Source organism: Pseudomonas sp. No.21, from assembly GCF_054558415.1.
Genome location: NZ_BAAJNO010000002.1, coordinates 1 through 25,031 on the forward strand (window position 1 = coordinate 1; position 25,031 = coordinate 25,031).

Annotated in this window: 23 protein-coding genes; 15 read left to right on the top strand and 8 right to left on the bottom strand. The window is 69.2% G+C overall.

The window, feature by feature from the left end; genetic code table 11:
- Nucleotides 1-12: 12 nt before the first annotated feature.
- The 8 genes from tssA to ACYJSS_RS02815 all read left to right on the top strand — a co-directional run bounded on the left by tssA (nt 13) and on the right by ACYJSS_RS02815 (nt 8,219).
- A complete protein-coding gene (gene tssA / locus ACYJSS_RS02780; protein ID WP_236204419.1) occupies nt 13-1,596 on the top strand; it encodes a type VI secretion system protein TssA in 1,584 nt (527 codons plus the stop codon).
- 33 nt (nt 1,597-1,629) lie between these two features.
- Nucleotides 1,630-3,393: a type VI secretion system baseplate subunit TssF gene (gene tssF / locus ACYJSS_RS02785; RefSeq protein WP_373874594.1), complete on the top strand. Its 1,764-nt coding sequence runs from the start codon at nt 1,630-1,632 to the stop codon at nt 3,391-3,393.
- Nucleotides 3,357-4,451, top strand: coding sequence for a type VI secretion system baseplate subunit TssG (tssG, locus tag ACYJSS_RS02790; protein ID WP_236204417.1), 1,095 nt, complete (start codon nt 3,357-3,359; stop codon nt 4,449-4,451). The genes tssF and tssG overlap by 37 nt, the downstream gene beginning before the upstream one ends.
- Nucleotides 4,432-4,968: a type VI secretion system lipoprotein TssJ gene (gene tssJ / locus ACYJSS_RS02795; RefSeq protein ID WP_236204416.1), complete on the top strand. Its 537-nt coding sequence runs from the start codon at nt 4,432-4,434 to the stop codon at nt 4,966-4,968. The genes tssG and tssJ overlap by 20 nt, the downstream gene beginning before the upstream one ends.
- Before the next feature lie 3 nt (nt 4,969-4,971).
- Nucleotides 4,972-5,403: a type VI secretion system baseplate subunit TssE gene (tssE, locus tag ACYJSS_RS02800; protein WP_236204415.1), complete on the top strand. Its 432-nt coding sequence runs from the start codon at nt 4,972-4,974 to the stop codon at nt 5,401-5,403.
- Between the two features lie 27 nt (nt 5,404-5,430).
- Nucleotides 5,431-6,564, top strand: a complete 1,134-nt coding sequence (locus ACYJSS_RS02805; RefSeq protein WP_236204414.1) for a type VI secretion system ImpA family N-terminal domain-containing protein — start codon at nt 5,431-5,433, stop codon at nt 6,562-6,564.
- Nucleotides 6,565-6,642: 78 nt separating this feature from the next.
- Nucleotides 6,643-7,224 carry an RNA polymerase sigma factor gene (locus ACYJSS_RS02810; RefSeq protein WP_236204413.1) on the top strand — a complete coding sequence of 194 codons (582 nt, stop codon included), beginning with the start codon at nt 6,643-6,645 and terminating at the stop codon, nt 7,222-7,224.
- A complete protein-coding gene (locus tag ACYJSS_RS02815; protein ID WP_236204412.1) occupies nt 7,221-8,219 on the top strand; it encodes a FecR family protein in 999 nt (332 codons plus the stop codon). Before ACYJSS_RS02810 ends, ACYJSS_RS02815 begins: the two co-directional genes overlap by 4 nt.
- A gap of 266 nt (nt 8,220-8,485) precedes the next feature.
- Here ACYJSS_RS02815 and ACYJSS_RS02820 read toward each other — a convergent pair whose 3' ends face one another.
- Nucleotides 8,486-9,676 (bottom strand): trans-sulfuration enzyme family protein, encoded by a 1,191-nt coding sequence (locus ACYJSS_RS02820; RefSeq protein WP_236204411.1) that lies wholly within the window; start codon nt 9,674-9,676, stop codon nt 8,486-8,488.
- Between the two features lie 141 nt (nt 9,677-9,817).
- A complete protein-coding gene (locus tag ACYJSS_RS02825) occupies nt 9,818-10,600 on the bottom strand; it encodes a MetQ/NlpA family ABC transporter substrate-binding protein (RefSeq protein WP_111263001.1) in 783 nt (260 codons plus the stop codon).
- A 273-nt stretch (nt 10,601-10,873) separates the two neighbouring features.
- On the opposite strand from ACYJSS_RS02825, the gene ACYJSS_RS02830 reads away from it, so the two are divergent.
- The 4 genes from ACYJSS_RS02830 (at nt 10,874) to tcyN (ending at nt 14,204) form a co-directional block, all read left to right on the top strand.
- Nucleotides 10,874-11,881 carry a D-cysteine desulfhydrase gene (locus ACYJSS_RS02830; RefSeq protein WP_236204410.1) on the top strand — a complete coding sequence of 336 codons (1,008 nt, stop codon included), beginning with the start codon at nt 10,874-10,876 and terminating at the stop codon, nt 11,879-11,881.
- 111 nt (nt 11,882-11,992) lie between these two features.
- A complete protein-coding gene (gene tcyJ / locus ACYJSS_RS02835) occupies nt 11,993-12,793 on the top strand; it encodes a cystine ABC transporter substrate-binding protein (protein WP_111263003.1) in 801 nt (266 codons plus the stop codon).
- Nucleotides 12,790-13,458 (top strand): cystine ABC transporter permease, encoded by a 669-nt coding sequence (gene tcyL / locus ACYJSS_RS02840; RefSeq protein WP_111263004.1) that lies wholly within the window; start codon nt 12,790-12,792, stop codon nt 13,456-13,458. The genes tcyJ and tcyL overlap by 4 nt, the downstream gene beginning before the upstream one ends.
- The gene (gene tcyN / locus ACYJSS_RS02845) at nt 13,458-14,204 is read left to right on the top strand and encodes an L-cystine ABC transporter ATP-binding protein TcyN (RefSeq protein ID WP_236204409.1); all 747 of its coding nucleotides are present in this window, start codon (nt 13,458-13,460) and stop codon (nt 14,202-14,204) included. Before tcyL ends, tcyN begins: the two co-directional genes overlap by 1 nt.
- Nucleotides 14,205-14,440: 236 nt before the next feature.
- Here the strand turns inward: tcyN and ACYJSS_RS02850 are convergent, their stop codons facing one another.
- The 4 genes from ACYJSS_RS02850 to ACYJSS_RS02865 form a co-directional block, all read right to left on the bottom strand.
- Complete coding sequence (locus tag ACYJSS_RS02850) at nt 14,441-15,370, bottom strand: sulfonate ABC transporter substrate-binding protein (protein ID WP_236204408.1); 930 nt, start codon at nt 15,368-15,370, stop codon at nt 14,441-14,443.
- A 2-nt stretch (nt 15,371-15,372) separates the two neighbouring features.
- A complete protein-coding gene (gene mgrA / locus ACYJSS_RS02855) occupies nt 15,373-16,416 on the bottom strand; it encodes an L-glyceraldehyde 3-phosphate reductase (RefSeq protein ID WP_236204407.1) in 1,044 nt (347 codons plus the stop codon).
- Nucleotides 16,417-16,472: 56 nt separating this feature from the next.
- Nucleotides 16,473-17,804, bottom strand: coding sequence for an LLM class flavin-dependent oxidoreductase (locus tag ACYJSS_RS02860; protein WP_236204406.1), 1,332 nt, complete (start codon nt 17,802-17,804; stop codon nt 16,473-16,475).
- A gap of 79 nt (nt 17,805-17,883) precedes the next feature.
- Nucleotides 17,884-20,145, bottom strand: a complete 2,262-nt coding sequence (locus ACYJSS_RS02865) for a TonB-dependent receptor (RefSeq protein WP_236204405.1) — start codon at nt 20,143-20,145, stop codon at nt 17,884-17,886.
- A gap of 211 nt (nt 20,146-20,356) precedes the next feature.
- Between ACYJSS_RS02865 and ACYJSS_RS02870 the strand changes: the two genes are divergently transcribed.
- From ACYJSS_RS02870 to ACYJSS_RS02880, 3 genes are all read left to right on the top strand, one after another.
- Nucleotides 20,357-21,391 carry a LacI family DNA-binding transcriptional regulator gene (locus ACYJSS_RS02870; protein WP_236204404.1) on the top strand — a complete coding sequence of 345 codons (1,035 nt, stop codon included), beginning with the start codon at nt 20,357-20,359 and terminating at the stop codon, nt 21,389-21,391.
- 37 nt (nt 21,392-21,428) lie between these two features.
- Nucleotides 21,429-22,619 (top strand): MFS transporter, encoded by a 1,191-nt coding sequence (locus ACYJSS_RS02875; RefSeq protein ID WP_160481474.1) that lies wholly within the window; start codon nt 21,429-21,431, stop codon nt 22,617-22,619.
- 195 nt (nt 22,620-22,814) lie between these two features.
- A complete protein-coding gene (locus ACYJSS_RS02880; protein ID WP_236204403.1) occupies nt 22,815-23,180 on the top strand; it encodes a nuclear transport factor 2 family protein in 366 nt (121 codons plus the stop codon).
- Between the two features lie 55 nt (nt 23,181-23,235).
- Here the strand turns inward: ACYJSS_RS02880 and ACYJSS_RS02885 are convergent, their stop codons facing one another.
- Both ACYJSS_RS02885 and ACYJSS_RS02890 read right to left on the bottom strand, forming a co-directional pair.
- Nucleotides 23,236-24,150 (bottom strand): sigma 54-interacting transcriptional regulator, encoded by a 915-nt coding sequence (locus ACYJSS_RS02885; protein WP_236204402.1) that lies wholly within the window; start codon nt 24,148-24,150, stop codon nt 23,236-23,238.
- Nucleotides 24,151-24,351: 201 nt separating this feature from the next.
- Nucleotides 24,352-24,933, bottom strand: a complete 582-nt coding sequence (locus ACYJSS_RS02890; RefSeq protein WP_236204401.1) for an RBBP9/YdeN family alpha/beta hydrolase — start codon at nt 24,931-24,933, stop codon at nt 24,352-24,354.
- Between the last annotated feature and the right edge of the window lie 98 nt (nt 24,934-25,031).

A 25,031-nucleotide genomic window follows, 5' to 3' on the forward strand; every position in this document is an offset into this window, starting at 1 on the left:
CGGAGAGCAGCCATGAGCCTGTCCGCCCTTATCGCCAGTTGCCTGGGCGCGCGTGACGCGCTGGAGCTGGCCCGTCGCGAGGCCCCCGGTTGGGAAGCCTGGCTGCAGCCGGTCGGCCCGTCGTCTGCGGTGGGGGACGACCCGGGCTACGACGACGACTTCCAGCACATGCGCGAGGAGGTCAACAAGCTATCCGGCGCGGATACCGAGCGGGTCGCGCAGTTGGCGGAAGCGCTGATCAAGCGGCGCTGCAAGGACCTGAGGGTGGCGACCTACTACCTCTGGGCGCGCATGCAGATGGATGGCGAGGCGGGGCTCGCCGATGGGCTGAGCCTGCTGGCCGTGCTGCTCGAACGCTTCGGCGACGACATCCTGCCGAGCCGGCCGAACAGCCGGCGCATGGCGCTGGAGTGGCTGGCCAGCGGCAAGGTGCTGGATGGGCTGTCGCTCTACCCCGAGGTGGTGAAGGTCGAGGCGGAGCGGACGGTCGCCGCGCTGGCCTGGCTGAACCGGACCCTGGAAACCTGGCCGGTGGAACAGCGGCCGTCGCTGGGAGCGCTCTATACCGCGCTGACCAACCGCCTGGCGCAATCCGGCGGGGTGGACGCCCTGGTGCCGCAGAACAGCGCGGCCCACGAAGCAGGCTGGCAGGGCGCCACGCCATCGCTCACCGCCATCCGCTCCGGCCGCGACCTGCTCGATGGCGGGCGCGTCCTGGCCGGCTACCTGCGCGAGCAGCCGCTGGGCTGGTTGGCGGCGCACCGGCTGATGAAGAGCCTGCGCTGGGACACGGTGCACCAGCTGCCGCCCGCAGAGGGCAGCGGCACGACCCGGCTGGCGCCGCCGCGCAGCGAGTACCGGGCCCAGCTGAAACGGCTGCACCTGCAGCAGAGCTGGAGCGAACTGCTCGATCAGGTCGAGCGCATCTACGCCGAAGGCGTGAACCACTTCTGGCTCGACCTGCAGTGGTACCTCTGCCAGGCGCTGAGCCGGCAGGCGCCGCCCGAGGATGGCTGGGCCGATATCGTCAAGCGCGACCTGGGCATGCTCCTCGACCGCCTGCCGGGCCTGGAGTCCCTGCGCTGGAACGATGGCTCGCCATTCGCCGACGAGGTCACGCGCAACTGGATCGCCCAGCACGTGAGCGGCAACCAGTCGCCGCAATGGCTGCCGGCGCCGGCGACGCCCGATCCGGTGGATGTCGACATCCTCGCCCTGGAGGCCAGGGCGCTGGCCCAGGCCGACAGCGAAGGGGTGGAGGCGGCCATCGCCTGGCTCGGAACGCAGCCCGGCGCGCAGAGCGGGCGACAGCGCTGGCTGCTGCGCCTGCTGATGGCCCGGGTCGCCGAACAGTGCGGCAAGACCGACCTGGCCATCCACCTGCTGGCGGAGCTGAAGGTCACGGCCAGGCGCCAGGCCCTGGAGCAATGGGAGCCCGACCTCGCCTTCGAGGTGCAGGCGCGCCTGCTCAAGCTGCTGCGCCTGAAATCCCAACGCACCGATGTGGACAAGCCCGCGCTTGGGCGTCGCAAGGAGGCGCTGCTGGCCGATCTGGTCAGCATCGATCCGGTGCGCGCCGCGGTGTTGTGTCGCTGAGCATTGATCAAGACAGGAAGCATGCTTGTGGATATGGAAAACCGGACGCTGCGCTATTTCGACGCGGAAATGCGTTACCTGCGCGAGGCCGGCCAGGAGTTCGCCGAAGCCTTCCCCGACCGGGCGGCGCACCTGAGCCTCGACCGCCCGGGCGCGCGCGACCCCTACGTCGAACGCCTCTTCGAAGGCTTCGCCTTCCTCATGGGCCGCCTGCGCGAGAAGCTCGACGACGACCTCCCGGAGCTGACCGAAGGGCTGGTCAGCCTGCTCTGGCCGCACTACCTGCGGACGATTCCCTCGTTGTCGATCCTCGAACTGACGCCCGACCTGCAGCAGATGAAGCGCAGCGAGTGCGTCGAACGGGGATTGGAGGTGCTGTCCCAACCAGTGGGAGCCCAGCGGACCCGCTGCCGCTACACCACCACCCAGGACATCGCCCTGCAGCCCCTGGCGGTTGAGTCGTTGCGGCTGGCCTACCAGCCGGATGGCCGTTCGCTGTTGCGCCTGCGTCTTGCCTGCGGCCCCCTGGCCGAGTGGTCGCAGGTGGACCTGAGCGCTCTGCCGCTGTACCTGAACGCCGAGGCCCCCCTGGCCAGCGCCCTGCACCTGGCGCTGACCCGGCAGGTGCATGCCCTCTACGTGCGCCTGCCCGGGGTTGCCGAGCGCATGCCCCTGCAGGGGCATTTCGCCGCCCGGGGGTTCGCCGAGGAGGATCGGCTCTGGCCCAAGGGCGACAGCGCGTTCAGTGGCTACCAGCTGCTGCTGGAGTATTTCGGCTTTCGCGAGAAATTCATGTTCGTCACCCTGCATGGCCTGGAACGGCTGAGCCTGCCCGAGGGGGTGCCCTGGCTGGAGCTGGAGGTGGTGCTCGCCGAGGGCTGGCCCCACGATTTCGAACCGCGCGCCGAGCACGTCCGCCTGCACGCCGTGCCGGTGATCAACCTGTTCACCCTGGAGGCCGACCCCCTGCGCCTGGACCCGCTGCAGAGCGATTACCTGCTGCGGCCCATGCGCCTGCAGGACGGGCATACGGAAATCTATTCAGTGGACCAGGTCACCGCCTCGAAGAACGCCGAACGCGAGGACTACGTCCCGTTCACCAGCTTCCGGCACAAGGGCGGAATGCTGCGTGACGACGCCCCGGAGCGCTATTTCCATACCCGCCTCAAGCGCGCGACGAACGGCCTGCACGACACCTGGCTGATTCTCGGCGGCGAGGGGTTCGACGTCGATCGCCTGGTGGCCGGCGAAAGCCTGTCGCTGCGCCTCACCGGCACCAACGGCCAACTGCCGCGCAAGGCCTTGCAGAGCACCTTGCTCGACACGCTGGTGCAGTCCACCCAGACCGGCCTGCGGGTGCGCAACCTGTGTGCGCCGACGCTGCCCTGCTACCCGCCCAGCCGCGACCGCTTCCACTGGCGGGTGCTCAGCCACCTGGGCTCGAACTTCCTGCCCATGCTGGGCAGCGCCGAAGTGCTGCGCGGCACCCTGGCGCTCTACGACTGGACCGGCAACGAGCTGAACCGGCGTCGCCTGGAGGCCATCGTCGATGTGCGCCACCACCTGATCCAGCGCTTCGAGCGGGGCTTTTTGCTGCGTGGCGTGGACATCGAAGTCACGCTGGACGCCAACGGCTTCTGCGGTGAAGGGGACATCAGCCTGTTCGGCGAGATGCTCAGCCGCTTCTTCGCCCTGTACGCCGACATCCACCTGTTCAACCAGCTGACGCTGATCCTGCAACCCACCGGGAAGTGCCTGAGATGGAACGAGAACCACAGCCAGCGCATGCCCGGCTGAACTCAAGCGGCCTGTTGCAGGCCCTGGAAGGACGGGTTGCCGAAGCGGACCTCTACCGGTTCTGCCAACTGCTGGAGCGGGCGCTGCCGGGGCAGCCGCCCCTGGGCAGCACCGAGCGCCCCTCGGATGACCCGGTGCGCTTTCGTCCCGACCCCGGCATGGGCTTCCCGGCAGGCGAACTGAAGGCCATCGAGTTCGCTGACGAGCCGGACCGGAAGCCGGCCACCGTGCGCACGCGGCTGCTGGGGCTCTATGGCGTGGACTCGCCGTTGCCGACTACCTACCTGGACGACATCGCCCAGCGCCGCGAAGGGCACGAGGCGCTGGAAGCCTTCCTCGATATCTTCAATCACCGGATCTTCACCCAGCTCTATCGCATCTGGCGCAAGTACTCGTACCCGGCGACCTTCGAGCCCGGTGGAGCCGACCCGACGTCCCAGTGCCTGCTGGGTCTCATCGGCCTGGGAATCCCCGGCACCGCCGAGCATGTCGCGACGCCGATCTCGCGCTTTCTCGCGCTGCTCAGCGTCATGCGCCTGCCCACCCGCAACGCCGAAGGCATCGCCGCGCTGGTGAAGCTGCTGGCCCCCGAAACCCGCGCCCGCGTCACGCCGCACTGTCCGCTACGGGTGGTGCTGGCACGGCCGGCGGGGCTGTCGGCGGCCGAGCCGGTGGGCCTGTCGCAGGGCACCCCGCTGGGGCGTGTCGGCCATGACGCCAACAGCCAGCTGCACCTGTCGCTGTTCACCGAAGACCCGCGGGAAGTGCAGGGCTGGCTACCGGGCGCCCACCTGCACAGCGACCTCCTGGTGCTGCTGCAGGTCTACCTCGGCTGGCGCTGCACTGCACGGCTCGAACTCTCCCTGCCGACACGCTGCCTGCCACGGCCGGTGCTGGGCGAGACGACCCTGCTGCTCGGCATGACCGGGCTGCTGGGCCAGGGCGGCGAACGGAGCGACCTTCTCCCCGGGACCGTGACCATCCCGCTTGGGCGCTATCGGGGCCTTCGCAACAATCCGCAGGAAAGAGAGGCACAGCATGTCGCGTACCGTTTTTAGGCCTTTGCTGCCGGCCCTGCTGGCCGCGCTGATGGGGGGGTGTGGCCTGTACCAGAGCGTCGGCGACAGTTCGGCGGAGCTCGCCAGGTCGATCTTCTACAAGCAGGTGAAGACCCTGCACCTGGACTTCAGCGCGCGCCCCGCGATCAACACCGACCCGCGCGACATGTCCGGGCTGTCCGTGCCGACCCTGGTGCGCATCTACGCGCTGCGTGACGCCCAGGCGTTCAGGCGGGCGACCTACGACCACCTGCTGGACGACAGCCAAGAGCGGCTCGGTGCCGACCTGCTCGACGAACGCACCCTGGTGATCAACCCCGGAGAAGGCGCGCAGCTCAGCGTGCCGCTGGATGAAGCCACCCAGGTCATCGCCGTGGTCGCGCTGTTCCGCCAGCCGGACACCCGCAGCGGCTCCTGGCGCCTGGAACTCACCCGCGACGACCTGGACCCGGACCAGCCACGGGTGATCGAGCTCGGCGACAACCGCCTGGCCCTGCGCCCACTGCCCGAGGCCTGACCCGTGATCGAGCACACGCCATCGCTCTACGAAACGCTGCTGCAGAACTTCACCGGTGAACTGGATCTGCATCGGGTACGCGAGGAGGACCGGCTCATCCTCTCGGTGCTGGACAACCTCCAGCGCATCCTCGACAGCCGCGCCGGTTCGCTCAGCCACCTGCCGGACTACGGGCTGCCGGACATGGGCCAGGTACTGCAGGGGCTGCCGGCTGCCGCGCACGGCCTGATCGGCGCCCTGACCCATACCCTGCTCGAGTACGAGCCGCGGCTGGCGGAGCTGAGCGTCCGCTTGCTGCCCCAGTCACGGCCCGGGCAGCTGGAGTACAGCCTCGAGGTGCGGCTCAAGAGCGGGGAGCAGGCGACGTTCGGCACCACGCTGGCGCCGGAGGGCAGGGTGCTGGTCCGCCACCTCCGGCAGCAGAACTATCTGTAGACAGGATTCGATCCGGGAGAGAACACCATGAATGGACTCGTTGGCAGGGCGCAGAACGAACTGCATCAACACGGCGACCTTGCGGCGCTCTACGAGGAACTGGCCAAGCTGCACCACCCCGCTTGCCCGGATGTCGACTGGCGCAAGGTCGAGCAGTGGTGCCGGGAGCTGCTCCGCGACAATGGCAGTGACCTGCAGATCGCCGCCTTCCTGGCCCTCGCGCTGGCCCAGCGCTACGGCCTGCCCGGCGTGGCCGAGGGCATGACCTTGCTGAACCAGCTGCTGGCGGGGGCGTGGGATCGCCTGTGGCCGCGCAACGCGACGGAGCGCATGGACATCCTCGCCTGGCTGTTCACGCAGTGGCAGCCGCTGCTGCGCGGGCTCGATATCGGCAAGAGGGATGCCTCCCTCATCCGCACCCTGGAAGCGGACCTCGCCTGCCTGCAGGAGGTGCTTGGCCGGCAGCGGCTGCCCGCGATGACGGCGCTGCGGGCCCTGAACCAGCAGGTATCGGCACTGGCTGCGCGGTTGCAGGACGATGCTTCGCCGCTCCCGGGCCATCCCCGCGAACGCGGGAGCGCAGCGCCGGAGCAGCCCATGAGGCTGTTCATCTCGATGCCGGAGCATGGCGGGGTCGCGCCGGTCGTGTACCTGGAGCGTCGCCCCGGCAAGCGTGCGCTCCGGGGCGCGCTGGTGCTGCTGCTGGGCCTGGTCGCGCTGGTGCCGCTGGGGGTGCTGGGCTGGCAGCACTGGCAGCGCATGCAGGAGCAGGCGCGCATCGCCACCGAGCCCATTCGCCTGGACAGCCTGCAGCTGTTCGACTCCGGCAGTGCCCGGTTGAAGCCGGACTCGACCAAGGTGCTGATCAACGCGTTGGCCAACGTCAGGGCGCAACCCGGCTGGCTGATCGTCATCACCGGCCATTCCGATGCCACCGGAGACGAGGTGCGCAACCAGGCGCTGGCGCAGGCCCGGGCGGAAGCGGTGCGGGACTGGATGAAGGCCATGGGCGATGTGGCCGAGGACTGCTTCGCCGTGCGCGGCCAGGGCTCGGGGCAGCCCGTGGCGGATAACGTCACCGAGGCGGGGCGCGCGGCCAACCGCCGCGTCGACATCAGCCTGGTGCCGGAGGCGGGCGCTTGCCAGGCGCGATACCGATGACGGCCGTCGCCTCGCTGTTCAATATCATTTGATAAGCATTATCATCTGCGCTTCCCTCTCCGTAGCCTGCGCCGCTCCATGCCCGATACCCCTCCACCGGCCGACCTGCCGCCCGCCGCACCCGCGTCGGGCGGCGTGGTCGCGCGCGAGGACCTGCTGCGCGTGTTCCTCGCCCAGCGGGAGCGGATGGAGGCGCTGGTCAGCCGGCGCGTCGGCTGTCGCGCCACGGCGGCGGACCTGGTGCAGGACCTGTTCCTGCGCTTCTGGCGGCGCCCCGCGGCACCGGTGGAGGACCTCGCCACCTACCTGCTGCGCAGCGCCCACAACCTTGCCATCGACCACATGCGCAGCGAGGGTGCGCGGACCCGTAACGAGGCCGGCCTGCTGCTCGAGCAGGACGAGGCGCCGCCTCCGGAGGTGGCGCTGGAGGCCGGGCACGACCTGCGGCATGTCGACGCGGCGTTGCGCTCGTTGCCCGAGCGCACGCGCCACATCTTCCTGCTCAACCGCATCCACGGCAGCACCTATGGCGACATCGCCCGCGCCATGGGGCTGTCCCTGTCGGCGGTGGAAAAACATATGATGCGTGCCTTGGAAGCCTGCAAGGCCAGCCTGCTCGACAGGCCGGCCGTCATCTCGCCGGGGAGCGCGAAACCATGAGTCTCGATCAGCAGCGGCCCAGCGCCGCCAGCACCAGCCAGCAGGCGGCCGAACAGGCGGCGTGGCTGTGGATCGGGCGCATGCAGGGGCGGCCATCGGCAGCCCAGCGCGAAGCCTTCGAGCGTTGGCTCTACGCGGACGTCACCCACATCGAGGCCTACGCCCAGGCCCAGGAGCTGTGGAAGCGCACCTGGCCCGCCGCCTCCGCGCTGGCGGTCGAGGAGGATGCACGCCTGCGCCAGTACCTGGTGCGCATGGCCGAACGCCCGACGGCCGGATGGCGCTGGGGCGCCTTGCTGGCGATGGCGGCGAGCCTGGCCCTGGTGGTCTGGGGCGGCGGCTGGAAGCCCGTCGACCGGCTGCTGGACCTGGGCGCCGACTACGTCTCCGCGCCGGGCGAGATACGCACGCTGACGCTCGCCGATGGCTCGGTCATCACCCTGGACGCCGACAGCGCCGTGAGCGTCGACCTGGGCGCCGCCGAGCGTCATGTCGAACTGCGCCGGGGCGGGGCCTTCTTCGAGGTCAGCCATGGCGAGGTGCCTTTCGTGGTTGAGGCCGCCGGTGGCGAGGCGCGGGTGCTCGGCACGCGCTTCGGCGTGCGCCTGCGCCATGGCGGCGCGCGGGTCACGGTGGAGCAGGGCAGGGTGGGCGTCACCGCTGCGCCCGGGCAGCCGCAGGCAGTGCTCACCGCCAACCAGCAGCTCGCCTACAGCGATGGCAAGGCCGCCGAGGCCTGGACCGTGGACGCCTCGGCCCAGCTGGCCTGGCGCGAGGGCCGCCTGACCTTCTACAAGACGCCCCTGGCCGACGTGCTGGCCGACCTCGCGCGCTACTACCCCGGCCGTATCGTCCTGCTGGACGACGAGCTGGCCGCGCGTCGCATCAGCGGCAGCTTCCCCAGCAACGACCCCCACGCCATCCTCGACTCCCTGCGAGCCGTGGTCGGCTTCCGCCAGCACGAGGTGCTCGGGCGGCTGATCGTCCTGCGCTGAGCCTGTGTGAACCAGGGACACTGATCGATGGGTTAGTGCCTCGTGGAACGCCGCCCGCTCCATCTACGGAACGTCGCTCCCATAGGGAGGGATGGCGCTGTCTGCCTGAGCGGTTGTGAACTTGATGCGAAGCCTCAAGCACGGTGCTTTCCGAGCATTCATGGCGCCCTGTCACGCCCACCACGTGGTTTTCGCTTCGCTCTACGCCACCCTACGCAAGTCACGGCGCCCCGAGAGCGCTGCCGGCCCGAAGCCCGGGCTACCCGTCAGAGGCGATCCAGCGCCTGCACGAAGTCCGCGATGATGTCGGCGGCGTCCTCGATCCCCACCGATACGCGGATGGTCCCCTCGTGGATGTCCAGCTCCGCCAGGGCCTCGGCCGACAGCGCGCGGTGGCTGGTCTTGCCGGGGTGGGTGATGCTGCTGGCCACGCCGGCCAGCGAGGGCGCGAACGCGGTGCGTTGCAGGCCGCGGATCAGGCCGTCCACCTCTGCCAGGCCGCCCTTGAGGGTGAAGCTCAGCATGCCCGAGGCGCCCTTGGGGAACAGCCGCTGGGCCAGCGCGAAGTCCGGGTGCGAGGGCAACCCCGGGTAGAACACCTTCGCCACCTGCGGATGGGCCTCCAGCGCTTCGGCCAGGGCCTGGGCGTTGGCGGAATGGGCCTTCATGCGCAGGGCCAGGGTCTTGGCGCCACGGAAGGTCAGCCAGGCTTCGAAGGGGCTGGAACTGCCGCCGGCATTGATCTGGAAGCGCCGCGCCTGGGCGATCCATTCGGCGTCGCCGACGAGGATGCCGCCAGTGGCGTCGCTGTGGCCGTTGAGGTACTTGGTGGTGCTGTGCAGCACCAGGTCGGCGCCAGCGGCCAGCGGGTTGTAGAGCGCCGGGGAGAGGAAGGTGTTGTCCACCAGCAGCTTCAGCCCGTGGGCCTTGGCCAGCGTGGCCAGGGCGGGGATGTCGCTGATGCACACCAGCGGGTTGGAGGCGGTCTCGGTGTAGATCAGCCGCGTGGCCGGGGTGATGGCCGCCTCCACCGCCGCCAGGTCGTTGATCTCCACCAGGGTGGCGGTGATGCCGAAGCGCGCCAGCTCCTTCTCGATCAGGCTCTGGGTGGTGCCGTACAGCTCGCGGCTGGCGATCAGGTGGTCGCCGGCATTCAGCCGGCCCAGCAGCGCCGCGCTCACCGAGGCCATGCCGGAGGCGGAGAACAGCGCCGCGTCGCCCCCTTCCAGGTCCCGCACCAACTGCTCCAGCGCCGCCTGGTTGGGGTTGGCGATGCGGGTGTACATGTAGTTGTCCGGGTTGCCGGCGAGGAAGTCGTCCACCTGCTCCAGGTTGTCGTAGACGAACACCGAGGACTCGTAGATGGGCAGCGTCTTCGGGCGGGTGACCATCTGCTGGTCGACGTCGTTGCCGCTGTGCACCGCGCGGGTGGAAAGGCCGGGTCTGGATTCAGGCATGGAGTCCTCCGAGAAGTCGTGCGGAATGCAGGTGGGCAATGCCACCCCACAAAAAAGAACGCCGACGATAGTCGAGACTCGTCGGCGTGAGGAGAGGCGTGGGCACAGGCGGTGCCCACACCGTCGTGGCTCGGGGGTCGATCAGAAGGCCGGGACTACCGCGCCGGAGTACTTCTTCTCGATGAAGGCCTTCACTTCCGGGCTGGTCAGCGCGGCGGAGAGTTTCTGGATGGCGTCGCTGTCCTTGTTGTCCGGGCGGGCGACCAGGTAGTTCACGTAGGGCGAGGTGCGGTCTTCCAGCACCAGCGCGTCCTTGGACGGGTTGAGCTTGGCTTCCAGCGCGTAGTTGGTGTTGATCAGCGCCAGGTCGACCTGGTCCAGCACGCGCGGCAGCAGGGCCGCTTCCAGTTCCTTGAACTTGAAGTGGTGCGGGTTCTCGGCGATGTCCTTCGGGGTCGCCAGGGCATTGCTCGGGTCCTTGAGCTTCAGCAGGCCGGATTTCTGCAGCAGGAGCAGGGCACGGCCACTGTTGCTGCCTTCGTTGGGGATGGCGATGGTGGCGCCGTCCGGCAGCTCCTTCAGGGATTTGTACTTGCTGGAGTAGCCGCCGAAGGGCTCGACGTGCACGCCCTTGACGATCACCAGGTGGGTGCCCTTGCCGCTGTTGAAGTTGTCCAGGTAGGGCTTGGTCTGGAAGTAGTTGGCGTCCAGGTGCTTCTGGTCCACCTGCAGGTTGGGCTGCACGTAATCGGTGAAGACCTTCACTTCCAGGTCCACGCCTTCCTTCGCCAGCTGCGGCTTGATCAGCTCGAGGATCTCGGCATGGGGAACCGGGGTGGCGGCGACGGTGAGTTTCTCGGCGGCGCTGGCCAGGGAGGCGGAAAGGGCGGCGGCCAGGGCGGTGAGGAGCAGGGTCTTCTTCATGAGGGTCCTTGGTGTTCGGCAAGCTCCGGCTGGATCATCAGCCGCGAGTGGGGTGTCGGGGTTCCCGGTCTGGGTGTCGCCGGGTTGGATGCGACACTACGGCGATTTTTTATAACCAACAAATATCGTTTTATTATTTTTATATTCCATAAAGCATTGACCAGGCGGGGCGCGGAAGTGGCCCCAGCGTGCATCGATGTCGCTTCTGCGAATTGCTCCCAACGCCGTCGCTCACTAGAGTGATGCCCCATCTCCCGCAACACGAAGCCCGCCATGATCGCCGCCGCCCTCGCTCGCGTCCCCCGCCTCGAACTGGTCACCGCGCCCACCCCGTTGGAGAGGCTCGAACATCTCTCGAGCCGGGTCGGTCGCGACATCTGGGTCAAGCGTGACGACATCACCCCCTTTGCCCTGGGTGGCAACAAGGTGCGCAAGCTCGAGTACCTGGCCCAGGACGCCCTGGCCCAGGGCGCGGACGTCCTGGTCACCGCCGGTGCCATCCAGTCCAACCACGTGCGCCAGACCGCCGCCCTGGCCGCGCGCCTGGGCCTGGGCTGCGTGGCCCTGCTGGAAAACCCCATCGGCACCGCCGACCGCAACTACCTGGAGAACGGCAACCGCCTGCTGCTGGACCTGTTCGGCACCGAGGTGCAGTTGGTGCCCAACCTCGACACCGCCGACCAGCTGCTGGCCGAGACCGCCGAGCGCCTGCGCGCCGAAGGCCGCACCCCCTACGTGGTGCCCATCGGCGGCTCCAACGCCCTGGGCGCCCTGGGCTACGTACGCGCCGGCCTGGAGCTGGCCGAGCAGATCAAGGCGAGCGGCCTGCAGGGCGCCGCCGTGGTGCTGGCCTCCGGCAGCGCCGGCACCCATGCCGGCCTTGCCCTGGCCCTGGAACACGCCCTGCCCGGCACCCGGGTGGTGGGCGTCACGGTGTCGCGCCCCGACGCCACCCAGCGGCCCAAGGTGGAGGGCCTGCTGCAACGCACCGCCGAGCTGCTGGGCGTGCCGGTGCCCGCAGCCCTGCGCGTGGAGCTGTGGGACCAGTACTTCGCCCCGCGCTACGGCGAGCCCAATGCGGGCACCCTCGGCGCCATCCGCCAGGTCGCCTCCAGCGAAGGGCTGCTGCTCGATCCCGTCTACACTGGCAAGGCCTTCGCCGGCCTGCTCGATGGCCTGGAAAACGGCGCCTTCGAGGGGAATGGCCCGGTGATCTTCCTGCACACCGGCGGCTCGCCCGCGCTGTTCGCCTACCACCCTGCGCAAGGGATGGGAGCCTGAGTGCTGCTTATTCCCACAATGCCGACAATCCAAACTTATTATTATTTTATTGAATAAAGCGACATCCCCAGAATTGCCACACTTTTGCCACCTGTCTCGTGAGGCTCATCCATGAAATTCGCAACCCTGCGTCGTCAATTCCTCATCGGCACCCTGGGCCTCGCCCTGGGCGCCAGTTTCGTCGGCAACAGCGCCGTGGCCGGCGAGCTGCTGCAACAGATCAAGGACAAGGGCTCGGTCAAGGTCGGCCTGGAGGGCACCTACCCGCCCTTCAACTTCCAGGATGAGAACGGCAAGCTCACCGGCTTCGAAGTGGAGTTCGCCGAAGCCCTGGCCAAGGAGCTGGGCGTGAAGGCCGAGTTCCAGCCGAGCAAGTGGGACGGCATCCTCGCCGCGCTGGAGTCCAAGCGCCTGGACCTGGTGATCAACCAGGTGACCATCTCCGAGGAGCGCAAGAAGAAGTACGACTTCTCCACCCCCTACACCGTCTCCGGCATCCAGGCGCTGGTGCGCAAGGGCAACGAGGACAGCATCAAGAGCGCCGCCGACCTGGCCGGCAAGAAGGTCGGCGTGGGCCTGGGCACCAACTACGAGCAGTGGCTGAAGGAAAACGCGCCGAAGGCCGATATCCGCACCTACGACGATGACCCCACCAAGTTCCAGGACCTCAACGTCGGCCGTATCGACGCCATCCTGGTGGACCGCCTGGCCGCCTTCGAAATGATCGAGAAGACCGGTGGCCGCCTGGCCGTGGCCGGCGAGCCCTTCTCCCGCCAGGAGTCCGGCATCGCCCTGCGCAAGGGTGACCCGGAACTGCTCGCCGCCATCGACAAGGCCATCGCCAAGCTGAAGGCCGACGGCACCCTCAAGGCGATCTCCGAGAAATGGTTCAAGGCTGACGTGACCCAATGATCGAAACCAGCCTGCAACTGGCGCTGGACTCCGCACCCTTCCTGCTCAAGGGTGCGCTCTACACGGTGGTACTGAGCCTCGGCGGCATGTTCTTCGGCCTGCTGCTGGGCTTCGCCCTGGCCCTGGGGCGCCTCTATGCCATCGCCCCGGTGCGCGGCCTGGCGCGGGTCTACGTGTCGTTCTTCCGTGGCACGCCGCTGCTGGTGCAGCTGTTCATCATCTACTACGGCCTGCCCCAGCTCGGCCTGGAGCTGAGCCCGCTGCTGGCGGCGCTGATCGGCTTCTCGCTGAACATGGCCGCCTACACCTCGGAAATCCTCCGCGCCGCCATCGCCTCCATCGACAAGGGGCAATGGGAAGCCGCCGCCAGCATCGGCATGAGCCGCAGCCAGGCGCTGGTCCGCGCCATCCTCCCGCAGGCCGCGCGCACCGCCCTGCCGCCGCTGGGCAACAGCTTCATCTCGCTGGTCAAGGACACCGCCCTGGCCGCCACCATCCAGGTGCCGGAGCTGTTCCGCCAGGCACAGCTGATCACCGCGCGCACCTTCGAGATCTTCACCATGTACCTGGCCGCCGCGCTGGTCTACTGGGTGCTCGCCACCGTGCTGGCGCACTTCCAGGCCCGGCTCGAAGCGCGGGTCAACCGCCATGAACAGGACAGCTGATGATCACCGTCCGTAACCTGACCAAGTCCTTCAAGGACCAGGCGGTGCTCAAGGGCATCGACCTGACCATCGAGCCGGGCGAAGTGGTCGCCATCATCGGCCCCAGCGGCTCGGGCAAGACCACCCTGCTGCGCTGCCTCAACCTGCTGGAAGAGCCCGACGGCGGCACCCTCCGGGTGGGGCGGATCGAGATCGACGCCAACCAGCCCCTGAAGCAGCAGCAATGGCTGATCCGCCAGCTGCGCCAGCACGTCGGCTTCGTGTTCCAGAACTTCAACCTCTTCCCCCACCGCACCGCGCTGGAGAACGTCATCGAAGGCCCGGTGGTGGTGAAGAAGGAACCCCGCGAGCGCGCCATCGCACGGGCCCGCGCGCTGCTGGCCAAGGTCGGCCTGGCGGGCAAGGAAGACGCCTATCCCAAGCGCCTCTCCGGCGGCCAGCAACAGCGGGTGGCCATCGCCCGCGCCCTGGCGATGGAACCGGACGTGATCCTCTTCGACGAGCCCACCTCCGCCCTCGACCCCGAGCTGGTGGGCGAGGTGCTGACCACCATCCGCGGCCTGGCCGAGGAGAAGCGCACCATGGTCATCGTCACCCACGAGATGAGCTTCGCCCGCGACGTGGCCAACCGCGCGATCTTCATCGACAAGGGCGTGATCGTCGAACAGGGCGACGCCAAGACCCTGTTCAGCGCCCCGAAGGAAGAACGCACCCGGCAGTTCCTCGCCAAGTTCCTGGTGGGGTGAGCGGTCGCCCCGACGAAACCCCGTGGGAGCGACTTCAGTCGCGATGGCGGCGTAGGGTGGATGGCGCTCTTTCCATCCACCAGCGGCGTTGAGGGTGGCCCCGGTGGTGGACCGATAAAGCGTGGTCCACCCTACACACCGATCAGCCACCGGCAATCCGTAGGGCGGGTGACCCCATGAACACCCCCCGTAGGATGGTGTAGAGCGCAGCGAAACCCATCACAGGCCTCGCCCCCCTACGGCCTCCAAACCGCGCTGCCGACATCCACCCGCCTGGGCAGCAGCCGGTTCTCCAGGAACAGGTCGGCCGTGCGCTGCTGGGCGGCGGCGATGTCATCGGTGACCGGGCCGATGGGCGAGGCCGGGCGGTGCTGGAAACTGCGCTCGATCACCGCCGGGGGCAGGCCCATGAACTTCGCGAGCAGGGCGATGCTCGCCTCCCGGTCATCACGGGTCAGGGCTTCGGCGCGGGTCAGCTCGTCCAGCAGCGCGTGGATGAACGCCGGATCGGCCTCGGCGTAGCCCCGCGCGGCCAGGTAGAAGGGCCCGCTCAGCCCCAGTCCTTCACCGTTGGCCAGCAACCGCGCATGGCCCTCCAGTTCCATGGCCGAGTAGTACGGGTCCCAGATCGCCCAGGCATCCACGCTGCCCTGCTCGAAGGCGGCGCGGGCGTCGGCCGGGGTGAGGAACAGCGGCTGGATGTCGGCCATGGACAACCCCGCCGCCTTGAGCGCGCGCAGCAGCAGGTTGTGGGCGCTGGAGCCTTTCTGGAACGCCACCTTGCGCCCCTTGAGCTCGGCCACCGAGCGGATCGGGCTGCCCTCCGGCACCAGGATCACCTCGGCCTGGGGCTTGGGCGGTTCGGCACCGACGTAGAGCAGGTCGGCCCCGGCGGCCTGGGCGAAGATCGGCGGGATGTCGCCGGTGGAGCCCACATCCAGGCTGCCGACGTTCAGCGCCTCGAGCATCTGCGGGCCGGCGGGGAATTCGATCCACTGCACCCGGGTGGCGGGGAAGCGCTGCTCCAGCAGGCCGTGTTCCTTGGCCAGCACCAGGCTGGCGGAGCCCTTCTGGTAGCCGATGCGCAGGGTCGCGGGGTCGGCCAGGGCACCTTGGGCCAGGGTCAGCAGCGCCAGCAACGCGGCGCCCAGTCGAAGTCGTTGCATGGTCAGGCCTGCCAGTCGGTGGAGGGTTTTTCCCAGAGGTTGATGCCGCCTTCCACGGCGTGGCGATCGATCTCCGCCAGCTCCTCGGCGCTGAAGGCGAGGTTGTCCAGGGCGGCGACGTTCTCGACGATCTGCTCCGGGCGGCTGGCGCCGATCAGTGCCGAGGTCACCCGCGCGTCGCGCAGGGTCCAGGCCAGGGCCAGCTGGGCCAGGCTCTGGCCACGGCGCTGGGCGATCTCGTTGAGCGCACGCACCCGGGCGAAGTTGGCCTCGGACAGGTGTTCCGGGCGCAGCGAGGCGCCGCCGGGGCGGTTGACCCGCGCATCCTCCGGCACGCCGCCGAGGTACTTGCCGGTAAGCAGCCCCTGGGCCAGCGGGGTGAAGGCGATGACGCCGGCGCCGAGTTCCTCGGTGGTGGCCAGCAGGTCCTTTTCCACCCAGCGGTTGAGCAGGTTGTAGGCCGGCTGGTGGATCAGCAGCGGCACCTTCCATTCGCGCAGCAGCGCGGCGAGCTCGCGGGTCTTGCCCGCCGAGTAGGAGGAGATGCCCACGTACAGCGCCTTGCCCTGCTGCACCGCACTGGCCAGGGCGCCGGCGGTTTCCTCCAGGGGCGTGTCCGGGTCGAAGCGGTGGGAATAGAAGATATCCACATAGTCCAGGCCCAGGCGCACGAGGCTCTGGTCGAGGCTGGAGAGCAGGTATTTGCGCGAGCTGCCGCCCTGGCCGTAGGGGCCGGGCCACATGTCCCAGCCGGCCTTGGTGGAGATCACCAGCTCGTCGCGGTAGGCACGGAAATCTTCCTTGAGCAGGCGGCCGAAATTGATCTCGGCGCTGCCATAGGGCGGCCCGTAGTTGTTGGCCAGGTCGAAGTGGTTGATGCCCAGGTCGAAGGCGGTGCGCAGCAGGGCGCGCTGGGTGTCGATGGGCGTGGCGTCGCCGAAGTTGTGCCACAGGCCCAGGGACAGGGCCGGCAGCACAAGCCCGCTGCGGCCGACGCGGCGATAGGGGATGCGTTCGTAGCGGTCGGGGGCGGCGATATAGGTCATGGATGGGTCTCGCTTCAGGTTGTCGGGGCCGCGCTGGCGCGGGGCCCCGGTGAATGTCAGGCGGGGTGGGCGAAGCGGTTCGCCGGCCGCGCCAGGCCGAGGTGCTCGCGCAGGGTGCGGCCCTGGTACTCGGTGCGGAACAGGCCGCGCCGCTGCAGTTCCGGCACCACCTGGGTGGCAAAGTCCTCCAGGCCGGCCGGCAGGTGCGGCACCAGCACGTTGAAGCCATCGGCGGCGCGGCCTTCGAACCAGGCCTGCAGCTCGTCGGCGATCTGTGCCGGGGTGCCGATCAGGCTGTGGTGACCACGCCCGCCGGCGATGCGCCGGCCAAGCTGGGCCAGGGTCAGGTTCTCCTGCCCGGCCAGTTCGGTGAGCAGCTTCTGCCGGCTCTGCTGGCCGTCCTGGGTCAGCGGCAGCTCGGGCAGCGGGCCGTCCAGCGGGTATTCGGAGAGGTCGAAGTTGCCGAGCATGCGCCCCAACAGGGCGACGCCGACGCGGGGCTCCACGAGCTCCTGGAACTGCTCGAACTTCTCCTTCGCCTCGGCCTCGCTGGCACCGACCACGACAAAGGCGCCGGGCATGATCTTCAGGTCGTCCTCGTGGCGACCGAACCTGGCCAGGCGCCCCTTGAGGTCGGCGTAGAAGGCCTGGGCCCTGGCCAGGGAGGTCTGCGCGGTGAACACCACGTCGGCGGTCTCGGCGGCCAGTTCGCGACCGGTCTCCGAGGAGCCGGCCTGCACCACCACCGGCCGGCCCTGGGGCGAGCGGGCGACGTTGAGCGGGCCCTGTACGCGGAAATGCTCGCCCTGGTGGGCCAGCACGTGGAGCTTGGCCGGGTCGTAGTACTGGCCGCTGGCCTTGTCGCGGAGGAAGGCGTCGTCCTCCCAGCTGTCCCACAGGCCGGTGACCACCTGGTGGAACTCCCGGGCGCGGGCGTAGCGCTCGGTGTGGCCCAGGTGGGCCTCGCGGTTGAAGTTCAGCGCTTCGGCGGCGGCGTCGGAGGTCACCAGGTTCCAGCCCGAACGCCCCCCGGAGATGTGGTCCAGCGAGGCGAACTTGCGCGCCACGTGGTACGGCTCGTTGTAGCTGGTGGTGACGGTGCTCACCAGGCCGATGCGCTCGGTGACGGCGGCCAGGGCGCTGAGCAGGGTCAGCGGTTCGAAGTAGGTGGAGCGGGCCATGTGGCTGGCGATGTCGCCGGTGGGCGCGGCCACGCTGTCGGCGACGAACAGGGCGTCGAACTTCGCCGCCTCGGCGATGCGTGCCAGGTGCCTGTACTGGGCGAAGTCGAGGGTGTCGGCGGGCACGTCCGGGTGGCGCCAGGCGGCCACGTGGTGACCGGTGGCCATCAGGAAGGCGCCGAGGGAGAGCTGTCGGGATCGGGTCATGGTGTCGTTACCGGGGTCGGTGGGGGTGCCGCCCGGCCGCTCTGCGGCGGCTCGGGCGGTTCCTGCACGCAGGCGCGGGTCAGAAGTCGAAATCCTTGCGCAGCTGGACGCCGAAGTAGCGCTCGTCGTCCCGTGGCACGGCGCGGTAGATGTAGCTGCCGCCGCTGGCCAGGGACTGGGCGTAGGAGGTGTCGGCGAGGTTCTTGCCCAGCAGCGCCACGCGCCAGCCGGCGTTGTAGTCGGCCAGGGCGATGCTGGCGTTCCAGATGCCGTAGGTGTCCTGCACGGTGTCCGGGTTCTGGTCGAGGCTGAACTGCACCTCGTCCTGCCAGCTGTAGTCGGTGGACAGTTCCACATCCAGGCCGTTGTCCAGCGGGATGCTGTAGTCGGCGCGCACGTAGGCCTTCCAGTCCGGGGTGAAGGGCAAGCGGCCGCCGTCGATGTTGCAGGTGGCGGCGGCGCCGGGCGGGCAGTTGAAGTGGTCCACCCGCGCCTTGGTGTAGGCCAGGGCGGCGGACAGCTTGAGCTGGCGGGTGGCCTGGAAGCTGGTGTCCAGCTCCACGCCCTGGGTCTTCACGCTGCCGGCGTTGATCAGGCGGGTCACCACCTGGTTGGCCACGGTGTCGAAGAAGTTCGCCTGGTAGTCGTCGTAGTCGGTGTGGAACACCGCCAGGTTGGCGCTCAGGCGCTTGTCCAGGGCGGTGGCCTTGAGGCCCAGCTCATAGGAGTCGGAGGTCTCCGGCTTGAGCGCCCCGGTGTCGCGCGGCTGCATGTTGAAGAACACGTTGTAGGCCGGGCCCTTGTAGCCGCGCGAGTAGGTGGCGTAGCCCATCAGGTCGTCGCTGAAGTCGTACTGCAGGCCGGTGCGGCCGGACCAGCCGTCCTCGTCCACCGAGCCCGAGCTGGCGGTGGAGGGCTGGATGCCGGTGACGGCGGTGGCGGAGGTGGACGTGCGGCGGTGGTCGTATTCCAGGTCGTCGTGGGTCCAGCGCAGGCCGAACAGCGCGCGGAAGTCGTCGGTGAGGTTGAAGGTGTTCTCGCCGAACAGCGCGACGCTGTCGTTGGTCACGCTGTAGTCGGCGCGGCCGCTGTTGGGGGTGCCGCCGTTGACCGACAGGCGCCGGTAGGTCTCCTCGGAGCGGCCATGGAAGTAGTAGGCGCCGACCACGTATTCGTTGAAGCCGCCCTTGGGCGAGGCCAGGCGGAACTCCTGGGAGTACTGGTCGTAGTCCACCTCGCCCTTGTCGTGGGAGGCGGTCAGCGGCAGCTGCGCCGAGCGGTCGCCGTCCTGGTACTGGGTGTTGTCCCAGCCGCGCCAGGCGGTGATGGAGGTGAGGGTGAAGTCCCCCAGCTTCCAGTCCACCTGCCCGGACAGGCCGCTGTTGGTGTCCTCGACGTAGGTCTTGTAGTCGCTGCGGATGTCGCGGTTGTGGTCGCTCGGCACCACCGGGCGCAGGGCGCTGGCGAAGGCCGCGCTGCTGGTGGAGGTGATCACGCCGCTGGGCAGGGTGTCCTCACCCTCCATGCGGTCGGCGATCAGGGTCACCTTGAGCGCGTCGTCCGGCTCGAACACCAGCTTGCCGCGCACGCCCTTGCGGTCGTAGCCGTTGACGTCGTGGCCGTTGGCGACGTTCTCGACGTTGCCGTCGTAGCGCCCCAGCAGGGTGCTCAGGGAGCCTTTCAGGGTGTCGCTCAGGCGTCCGCCGATGCCGAAGCGCAGGCGGTTCTCGTTGCCGCCGCCGAAGTGCGAGTAGTCCACGTAGCCGTGGCCCTGCTCGGGCGGGTCCTGGCTGACGATGTTGAGCACGCCGGCCGAGGCGTTCTTGCCGAACAGGGTGCCCTGGGGGCCGCGCAGCACTTCGATGCGCTCCAGGTCCAGCAGGTCCAGGGTGGATTGCCCGGGGCGGCCGAACACCACGCCGTCCACCACCGTGGCCACCGTGGGCTCGACCCCCGGCGAGGTGGAGATGGTGCCGACGCCACGGATGAACAGCGAGGTGTCCTTGTTGGAGGCACCGGTGCGGTAGTTGAGGGTCGGCACCTGCTGGACGATGGCGCCGACGTTGTTGCGGTTGTCGCGCTCCAGCTGCTCGCCCTGCACCACGGAGACGGCCACCGGCACGTCCTGCAGGCTGGCTTCGCGGCGGGTGGCGGTGACGGTCACCGTCTTCAGCGTGGGCGCGGCCTTCTGGCCGTCGGCGGTGCTGTCGGGGGTGCGCTCGGCGGCCCCGGCGGCGCTCCCCAGCGCCGCCAGGAGGATGCCGATGGCCAGCGGGCTGCGGCGCCCGCCGTGGGAGGTGCGAAGGCCGCTGGAGGCGACCGGGAAGCTGAGGGGGTTCATGTTCGTTTCACTGCCCTGCGGAGACCAGACGTGCCTGCTACTTGGCAGGCTCCTTGTGGGCTGTCGCGGTCTGGTCTCGCTCGTGCGAGTGGCAGCAAAAAGGCAGACAGCCGTTGGTTGTTAGCGCTAACATCGCCAGTATCCGAGCGACGCCAATAGATCGTCAAATAATTAAAAATTACTTTTATATGCCTACAAGGATGGTCAATCCATGAGCAGCCCCCGCAAGCGCCGAGGCGCGGGACGCGTCACCCTCAGCGCCGTGGCCGAGCGCGTCGGCGTGTCCGCCATCACCGTGTCGCGCTACTTCAACCAGCCGGAGCAGGTCTCCGAGGAACTGCGCGGGCGCATCGAAACGGCGGTGGCCGAGCTGGGCTACGTGCCCAATCGGGTGGCCGGCGGCCTGGCCTCGGCGCGCGGACGCATCGTCGGCATGGTCATCCCCAACATCTCCGGGCCGATCTTCGCCAACACCATCCAGGGCTTCAGCGACACCCTGGCGCGCCACGGCTACCAGCTGCTGCTGGCCTCCAGCTACTTCTCCGAGGAACAGGAAGAGAGCGCCGTGCGCGCCTTCCTCGGCTGGTCGCCGGCGGCCCTGGTGGTCACCAGCCATTTCCACAGCCCCGGCACCGAGAAGATGCTCGCCGAGGCGGACGTCCCCATCGTCGAGGTCTGGGACTACCAGCCCGAGCGCGCGCCGATGCAGGTGGGGTTCCTCCACCGCGACGTGGGCGTCGCCGCCGCCCGCTACCTGCTGGACAAAGGGCACACGCGCATCGCCTTCGTGCAGAACAGCGCCGCCGGCGACTTCAGCGCCCTGGACCGCCGCGACGGCTACGCCGACACCCTGCGCGCCGCCGGCCACGAGCCCTGGGTCTTCGTGCCCAGCAGCGGGCTGGCGCCCTTCGAGGCCGGCAAGCAGGCCATGGAGGCGCTGATGAAGCGCTCGCCCCGGCCGGACGCGATCATCTTCGCCAACGACAACCTCGCCGCCGGCGGCCTGCTCGCCGGCCAGCGGGCGGGCCTGGACCTGCCGGGGGACTGCGCGGTGATGGGCTTCGGCGACTACCCGTTCGCCGAGATGCTGCTGCCCAGCCTCACCACCATCCGCCCGCCGGCGCTGGAGATCGGCGAGCGCGCCGCTACCCGGGTGCTGGAGGCGCTGGGTGTGCTGCCGGTGGAGGGCGAGGTGGAGCGCCTGAATCTGCTCGACTGCCAGGTCATCGCCCGGGAAAGCGCGTAGAATCCGCGCCCCCTCGCAACAAGCCCTGCCTCTTGCCATGAATCCCTCGACCCTTCTCTCCCTCCCCCTGCTCGCCCTGGCCCTTGGCGGCTTCGTCGTCGGCAGCAGCGAATTCATCATCATGGGCCTGCTGCCCGAGGTGGCCCGGGACCTCTCCGTGAGCCTCTCCGACGCCGGCCTGCTGGTCAGCGCCTACGCCATGGGCGTGGTCATCGGCGCGCCGCTGCTGGGCCCGCTGCTGGGGCGCCTGCCACGGCGCCAGGCGCTGCTCTGGCTGATGGGCGCCTACGCCCTGGGCAACCTTGCCTGCGCCCTGGCCCCCAGCTACGAATGGCTGCTGGCGGCGCGCATGTTCACCGCCTTCAGCCATGCCGGCTTCTTCGGCTGCGCCACCCTGCTGGCCGCCGAGCTGGCGCCGCCCCATCGCCGCGCCTCGGCCATGGCGCTGGTGCTCAGCGGGCTGACCATCGCCAACGTGCTCGGGGTGCCGGCCGGCGCCTGGCTGGGCCAGGCCACCAGCTGGCGGGTGACCTTCATGGTGGTGGCGGGCCTGGGCCTGCTGACGCTGCTGGCGCAGTTCCTCTGGCTGCCGGCCACTGCCAGGCCGCAGCCCAATGCCGCCGGCGCCTGGGACGGCATCTTCCGGCGCCCGGTGCTGCATGCGCTGGGGGTGTGCAGCCTGTCGTCGGTGGCGCTGTTCGGCGTGTTCACCTACATCAGCCCGCTGCTGCGCGATGTCTCCGGCTTCAGCCCGGAGCACGCCAATTTCGCCCTGCTGCTGTTCGGCATCGGCCTGACCCTCGGCAACCTGCTGGGCGGGCGCCTGGCGGACAAGGGCTTCCGCTTCGCCCTGCCCGGGGCCTTCGCGGTGAGCGCCCTGTGCCTGGTGGGGCTGTTCGTCTTCGCCCAGGTGCCGGTGCTGGCGCTGGCCTGCCTGTTCCTCTGGGGCGTGGCGAGCTTCGCCATCTCCTCGCCGCTGCAGTTGCTGCTGGTGGAACAGGCCGGCGAATCCGCCAGCCTCGCCGCCACCCTCAGCCACGCGGCCTTCAACCTGGGCAACGCCAGCGGCGCCTTCGTCGGCGGCCTGTGGCTGAGCACCGGGATGGGCCTGGCCAACCTGCCGCTGATGGGCGTGGCCGTGCTGGTCGCCACCCTGCTGGTGTGCCTGCCCCTGCCGCGCCTGCGCGCCACCCGCGAGCGCCTCCAGGCGGCCGGGCAGATCCATTGATCCACCGTCCAACCCCGAGCCGCGCGCCGTGCATCGGCGTGATGGGCTTCGCGTAGCTCAGCCCATCCTACGGGCGGTATGAGCCGCACCCGCGTGATGCGGTCCGGGAGGGTTCGCGGTACGGAACATCGGGAGCTGCGGTATCGGTCCGGGCGGGCTAGGCTCTGGCCTTTCCCACGCGACAGGAGCACGGACATGGATGCGGAACGCCAGGCCATCGAGGCGGTGGTACGGGATTACGTGGAAGGCATGGTGCGGGCGGACGCGACGCTGTTGCGCAGCGCCTTCCACCCCGACAGCCGCATCGTCGGGCACTTCGGCCCGGACCTGCAGTGGCTCTCGCCGGAGGCCTTCATCGCCGGCCTGCAGGCCAGGGGCCCGGTGGTGGCCGAGGGCGAAGCACCGGTGTGGCGGCTGGAGTCCCTGGACCTCACCGGCGACACCGCCCTGGCCAAGGTCACCGACGTCTACGCCGGCCTGGACTTCACCGATTACCTCTCGCTGCTGAAGATCGACGGCCGCTGGCGCATCGTGCACAAGCTGTTCCACCTGCACGGCTAGGGCCTGCCTCCGGGTGGGTCGCATCTCGTCGACCCACCCCTTGCCCCTCGACGTCCTACCCCGCCAGCACCTCGGCGAACAGCTGCCGCAGGTTGTCCACATCGTTGGCCGCCAACTGGCGCAGCTGCTGGGCGAGCTGTGCATAACTCGGTGCGGGCGGCAGGTTGAGGTGGTGCGGCTGAATCTCCTCGCCGTCGCTCACCAGCAGGGCGAAGTGGATGCTGTTCTCCAACTCGCGGGTGTTGCCCGGCCAGGGGTAGCCCTCCAGCGCCGCCTGGGCCTGGGCGCCGATCAGCGGCAGCGGCAGGTCGAGGCGCTGGGCGTAGATGCCGAGGAAGTACTCGGCCAGCGGCAGGATGTCGTCGGGGCGCTCGCGCAGCGGCGGCAGTTCCACGCGCCCTTCGTTGAGGTACTGGTAGAGCCGCTCGTCGAACTTGCCGGCGCGCACCGCCTGGGCCAGGTCGATGCTGGTGGCGGCCACCAGGCGCACGTCCACCGGGGTCGGCTGCTGGGCGCCGACGCGGGTCACCTCGCGGCTTTCCAGGGCCGCCAGCAGGCGCGCCTGGAGCGGCAGCGGCAGGTCGCCGATCTCGTCCAGGTAGAGCGTCCCGCCGTTGGCCGAGCCGAACCAGCCGGCGCGGCTGCTGGCCGAACCGGCATGGGCGCCGGGGGCGTGGCCGAACAGCTCGGCCTCGGCATAGGCCTTGCTGATGGCGCCGCAGTTGACCGCGACGAACAGCCCCGGCCGCTCGCTGGCGCGGTGGATCTGCCGCGCCAGCAGCTCCTTGCCGGTGCCGGTCTCGCCCTGGATCAGCACCGGCACGGCGGCCGGTGCCAGGTGTTCGATTTCCTCCCGCAGGCGCCGCGAACGGGCGTCGACGAACACCAGCGCGCGGGCACGGATGCTCAGCGGGCTGCGGTCGGCGTCGGCGAAGGTCAGCAGGGGTTGGCCGGGTTTTTCCTGGGTCATGGACGAACTCTCCCGCCGGGCCTGGCTGGGAAGCAGCGGGCCCTGGCGTCACATTGAAAAATGAACCTGTTGGATCGAGCGGGCTGGAGAAGAACCAGGCGAAAACAGCTGAGGGCGCGGGGTTCACGAGCGGTGAATGAGCAGGCCCGAAGCCGTTTCCAACGCCGTTGCTCCGGCGCGCAGCCGATCCTGGACAGGTGCTCAGGCGCGCAGGCGGGCCAGTTGCTCGATGCGCCCCTGCAGGCGGTAGAGGTAGGCGAAGCCCTGCTCCCAGCGCTGGTGGCCGGACTTCACGTTGATGTGCCCGGCACCCGCGAGGATGGCCGGCTCGGCGCCCCAGTGGCGGGCCAGTTCCAGCGCGCGCGGGGTGCTGGCGGCGTGGTCGTTGTCCGAACCCACCAGCAGCGTGGGGAAGGGCAGCGAGGCCTGGGGAATGGGGGCGAAACCGCGCAGCGGCTCGGGGCAGCCGGGGCGCTCGACATCGGCCGGTGCCACCAGCAGCGCGCCACGCACCCGGCGCAGTACGTCCGGGTCGGCCTGCCGGGCCCAGTGGGCGACGGTGACGCAGCCCAGGCTGTGGGCGATGAGGATCACCGGCGTGCGCTCGGCGTCGATGGCGCGCTCCAGCGCCGTCACCCAGACCTCTCGCTCGGGCAGGTCCCAGTCGGCCTGCTCGACGCGGCTGGCGTTGGGCAGGGTGCGTTGCCAATGGCTCTGCCAATGCTCGTCTGGCGAGCCCTGCCATCCCGGCAGGATCAGGTAGCGAATGGCCTGGCTGCGCATGGCGAGCCCTCCGTGCAATGTTTCGACGAAGGGGAGTCTAGGGGCTGCTCATATATCTGTTAAGGAATAAGAATTTATTTGCTTATGCATTATTAGCT

Coding starts and splice junctions, on each gene's coding strand:
- tssA (WP_236204419.1), top strand. CDS start 13: ATGAGCCTGTCCGCCCTTATCGCCAGTTGCCTGGGCGCGCGTGACGCG.
- tssF (WP_373874594.1), top strand. CDS start 1,630: ATGGAAAACCGGACGCTGCGCTATTTCGACGCGGAAATGCGTTACCTG.
- tssG (WP_236204417.1), top strand. CDS start 3,357: ATGGAACGAGAACCACAGCCAGCGCATGCCCGGCTGAACTCAAGCGGC.
- tssJ (WP_236204416.1), top strand. CDS start 4,432: ATGTCGCGTACCGTTTTTAGGCCTTTGCTGCCGGCCCTGCTGGCCGCG.
- ACYJSS_RS02805 (WP_236204414.1), top strand. CDS start 5,431: ATGAATGGACTCGTTGGCAGGGCGCAGAACGAACTGCATCAACACGGC.
- ACYJSS_RS02810 (WP_236204413.1), top strand. CDS start 6,643: ATGCCCGATACCCCTCCACCGGCCGACCTGCCGCCCGCCGCACCCGCG.
- ACYJSS_RS02815 (WP_236204412.1), top strand. CDS start 7,221: ATGAGTCTCGATCAGCAGCGGCCCAGCGCCGCCAGCACCAGCCAGCAG.
- ACYJSS_RS02820 (WP_236204411.1), bottom strand. CDS start 9,676: ATGCCTGAATCCAGACCCGGCCTTTCCACCCGCGCGGTGCACAGCGGC.
- ACYJSS_RS02825 (WP_111263001.1), bottom strand. CDS start 10,600: ATGAAGAAGACCCTGCTCCTCACCGCCCTGGCCGCCGCCCTTTCCGCC.
- ACYJSS_RS02830 (WP_236204410.1), top strand. CDS start 10,874: ATGATCGCCGCCGCCCTCGCTCGCGTCCCCCGCCTCGAACTGGTCACC.
- tcyJ (WP_111263003.1), top strand. CDS start 11,993: ATGAAATTCGCAACCCTGCGTCGTCAATTCCTCATCGGCACCCTGGGC.
- tcyL (WP_111263004.1), top strand. CDS start 12,790: ATGATCGAAACCAGCCTGCAACTGGCGCTGGACTCCGCACCCTTCCTG.
- tcyN (WP_236204409.1), top strand. CDS start 13,458: ATGATCACCGTCCGTAACCTGACCAAGTCCTTCAAGGACCAGGCGGTG.
- ACYJSS_RS02850 (WP_236204408.1), bottom strand. CDS start 15,370: ATGCAACGACTTCGACTGGGCGCCGCGTTGCTGGCGCTGCTGACCCTG.
- mgrA (WP_236204407.1), bottom strand. CDS start 16,416: ATGACCTATATCGCCGCCCCCGACCGCTACGAACGCATCCCCTATCGC.
- ACYJSS_RS02860 (WP_236204406.1), bottom strand. CDS start 17,804: ATGACCCGATCCCGACAGCTCTCCCTCGGCGCCTTCCTGATGGCCACC.
- ACYJSS_RS02865 (WP_236204405.1), bottom strand. CDS start 20,145: ATGAACCCCCTCAGCTTCCCGGTCGCCTCCAGCGGCCTTCGCACCTCC.
- ACYJSS_RS02870 (WP_236204404.1), top strand. CDS start 20,357: ATGAGCAGCCCCCGCAAGCGCCGAGGCGCGGGACGCGTCACCCTCAGC.
- ACYJSS_RS02875 (WP_160481474.1), top strand. CDS start 21,429: ATGAATCCCTCGACCCTTCTCTCCCTCCCCCTGCTCGCCCTGGCCCTT.
- ACYJSS_RS02880 (WP_236204403.1), top strand. CDS start 22,815: ATGGATGCGGAACGCCAGGCCATCGAGGCGGTGGTACGGGATTACGTG.
- ACYJSS_RS02885 (WP_236204402.1), bottom strand. CDS start 24,150: ATGACCCAGGAAAAACCCGGCCAACCCCTGCTGACCTTCGCCGACGCC.
- ACYJSS_RS02890 (WP_236204401.1), bottom strand. CDS start 24,933: ATGCGCAGCCAGGCCATTCGCTACCTGATCCTGCCGGGATGGCAGGGC.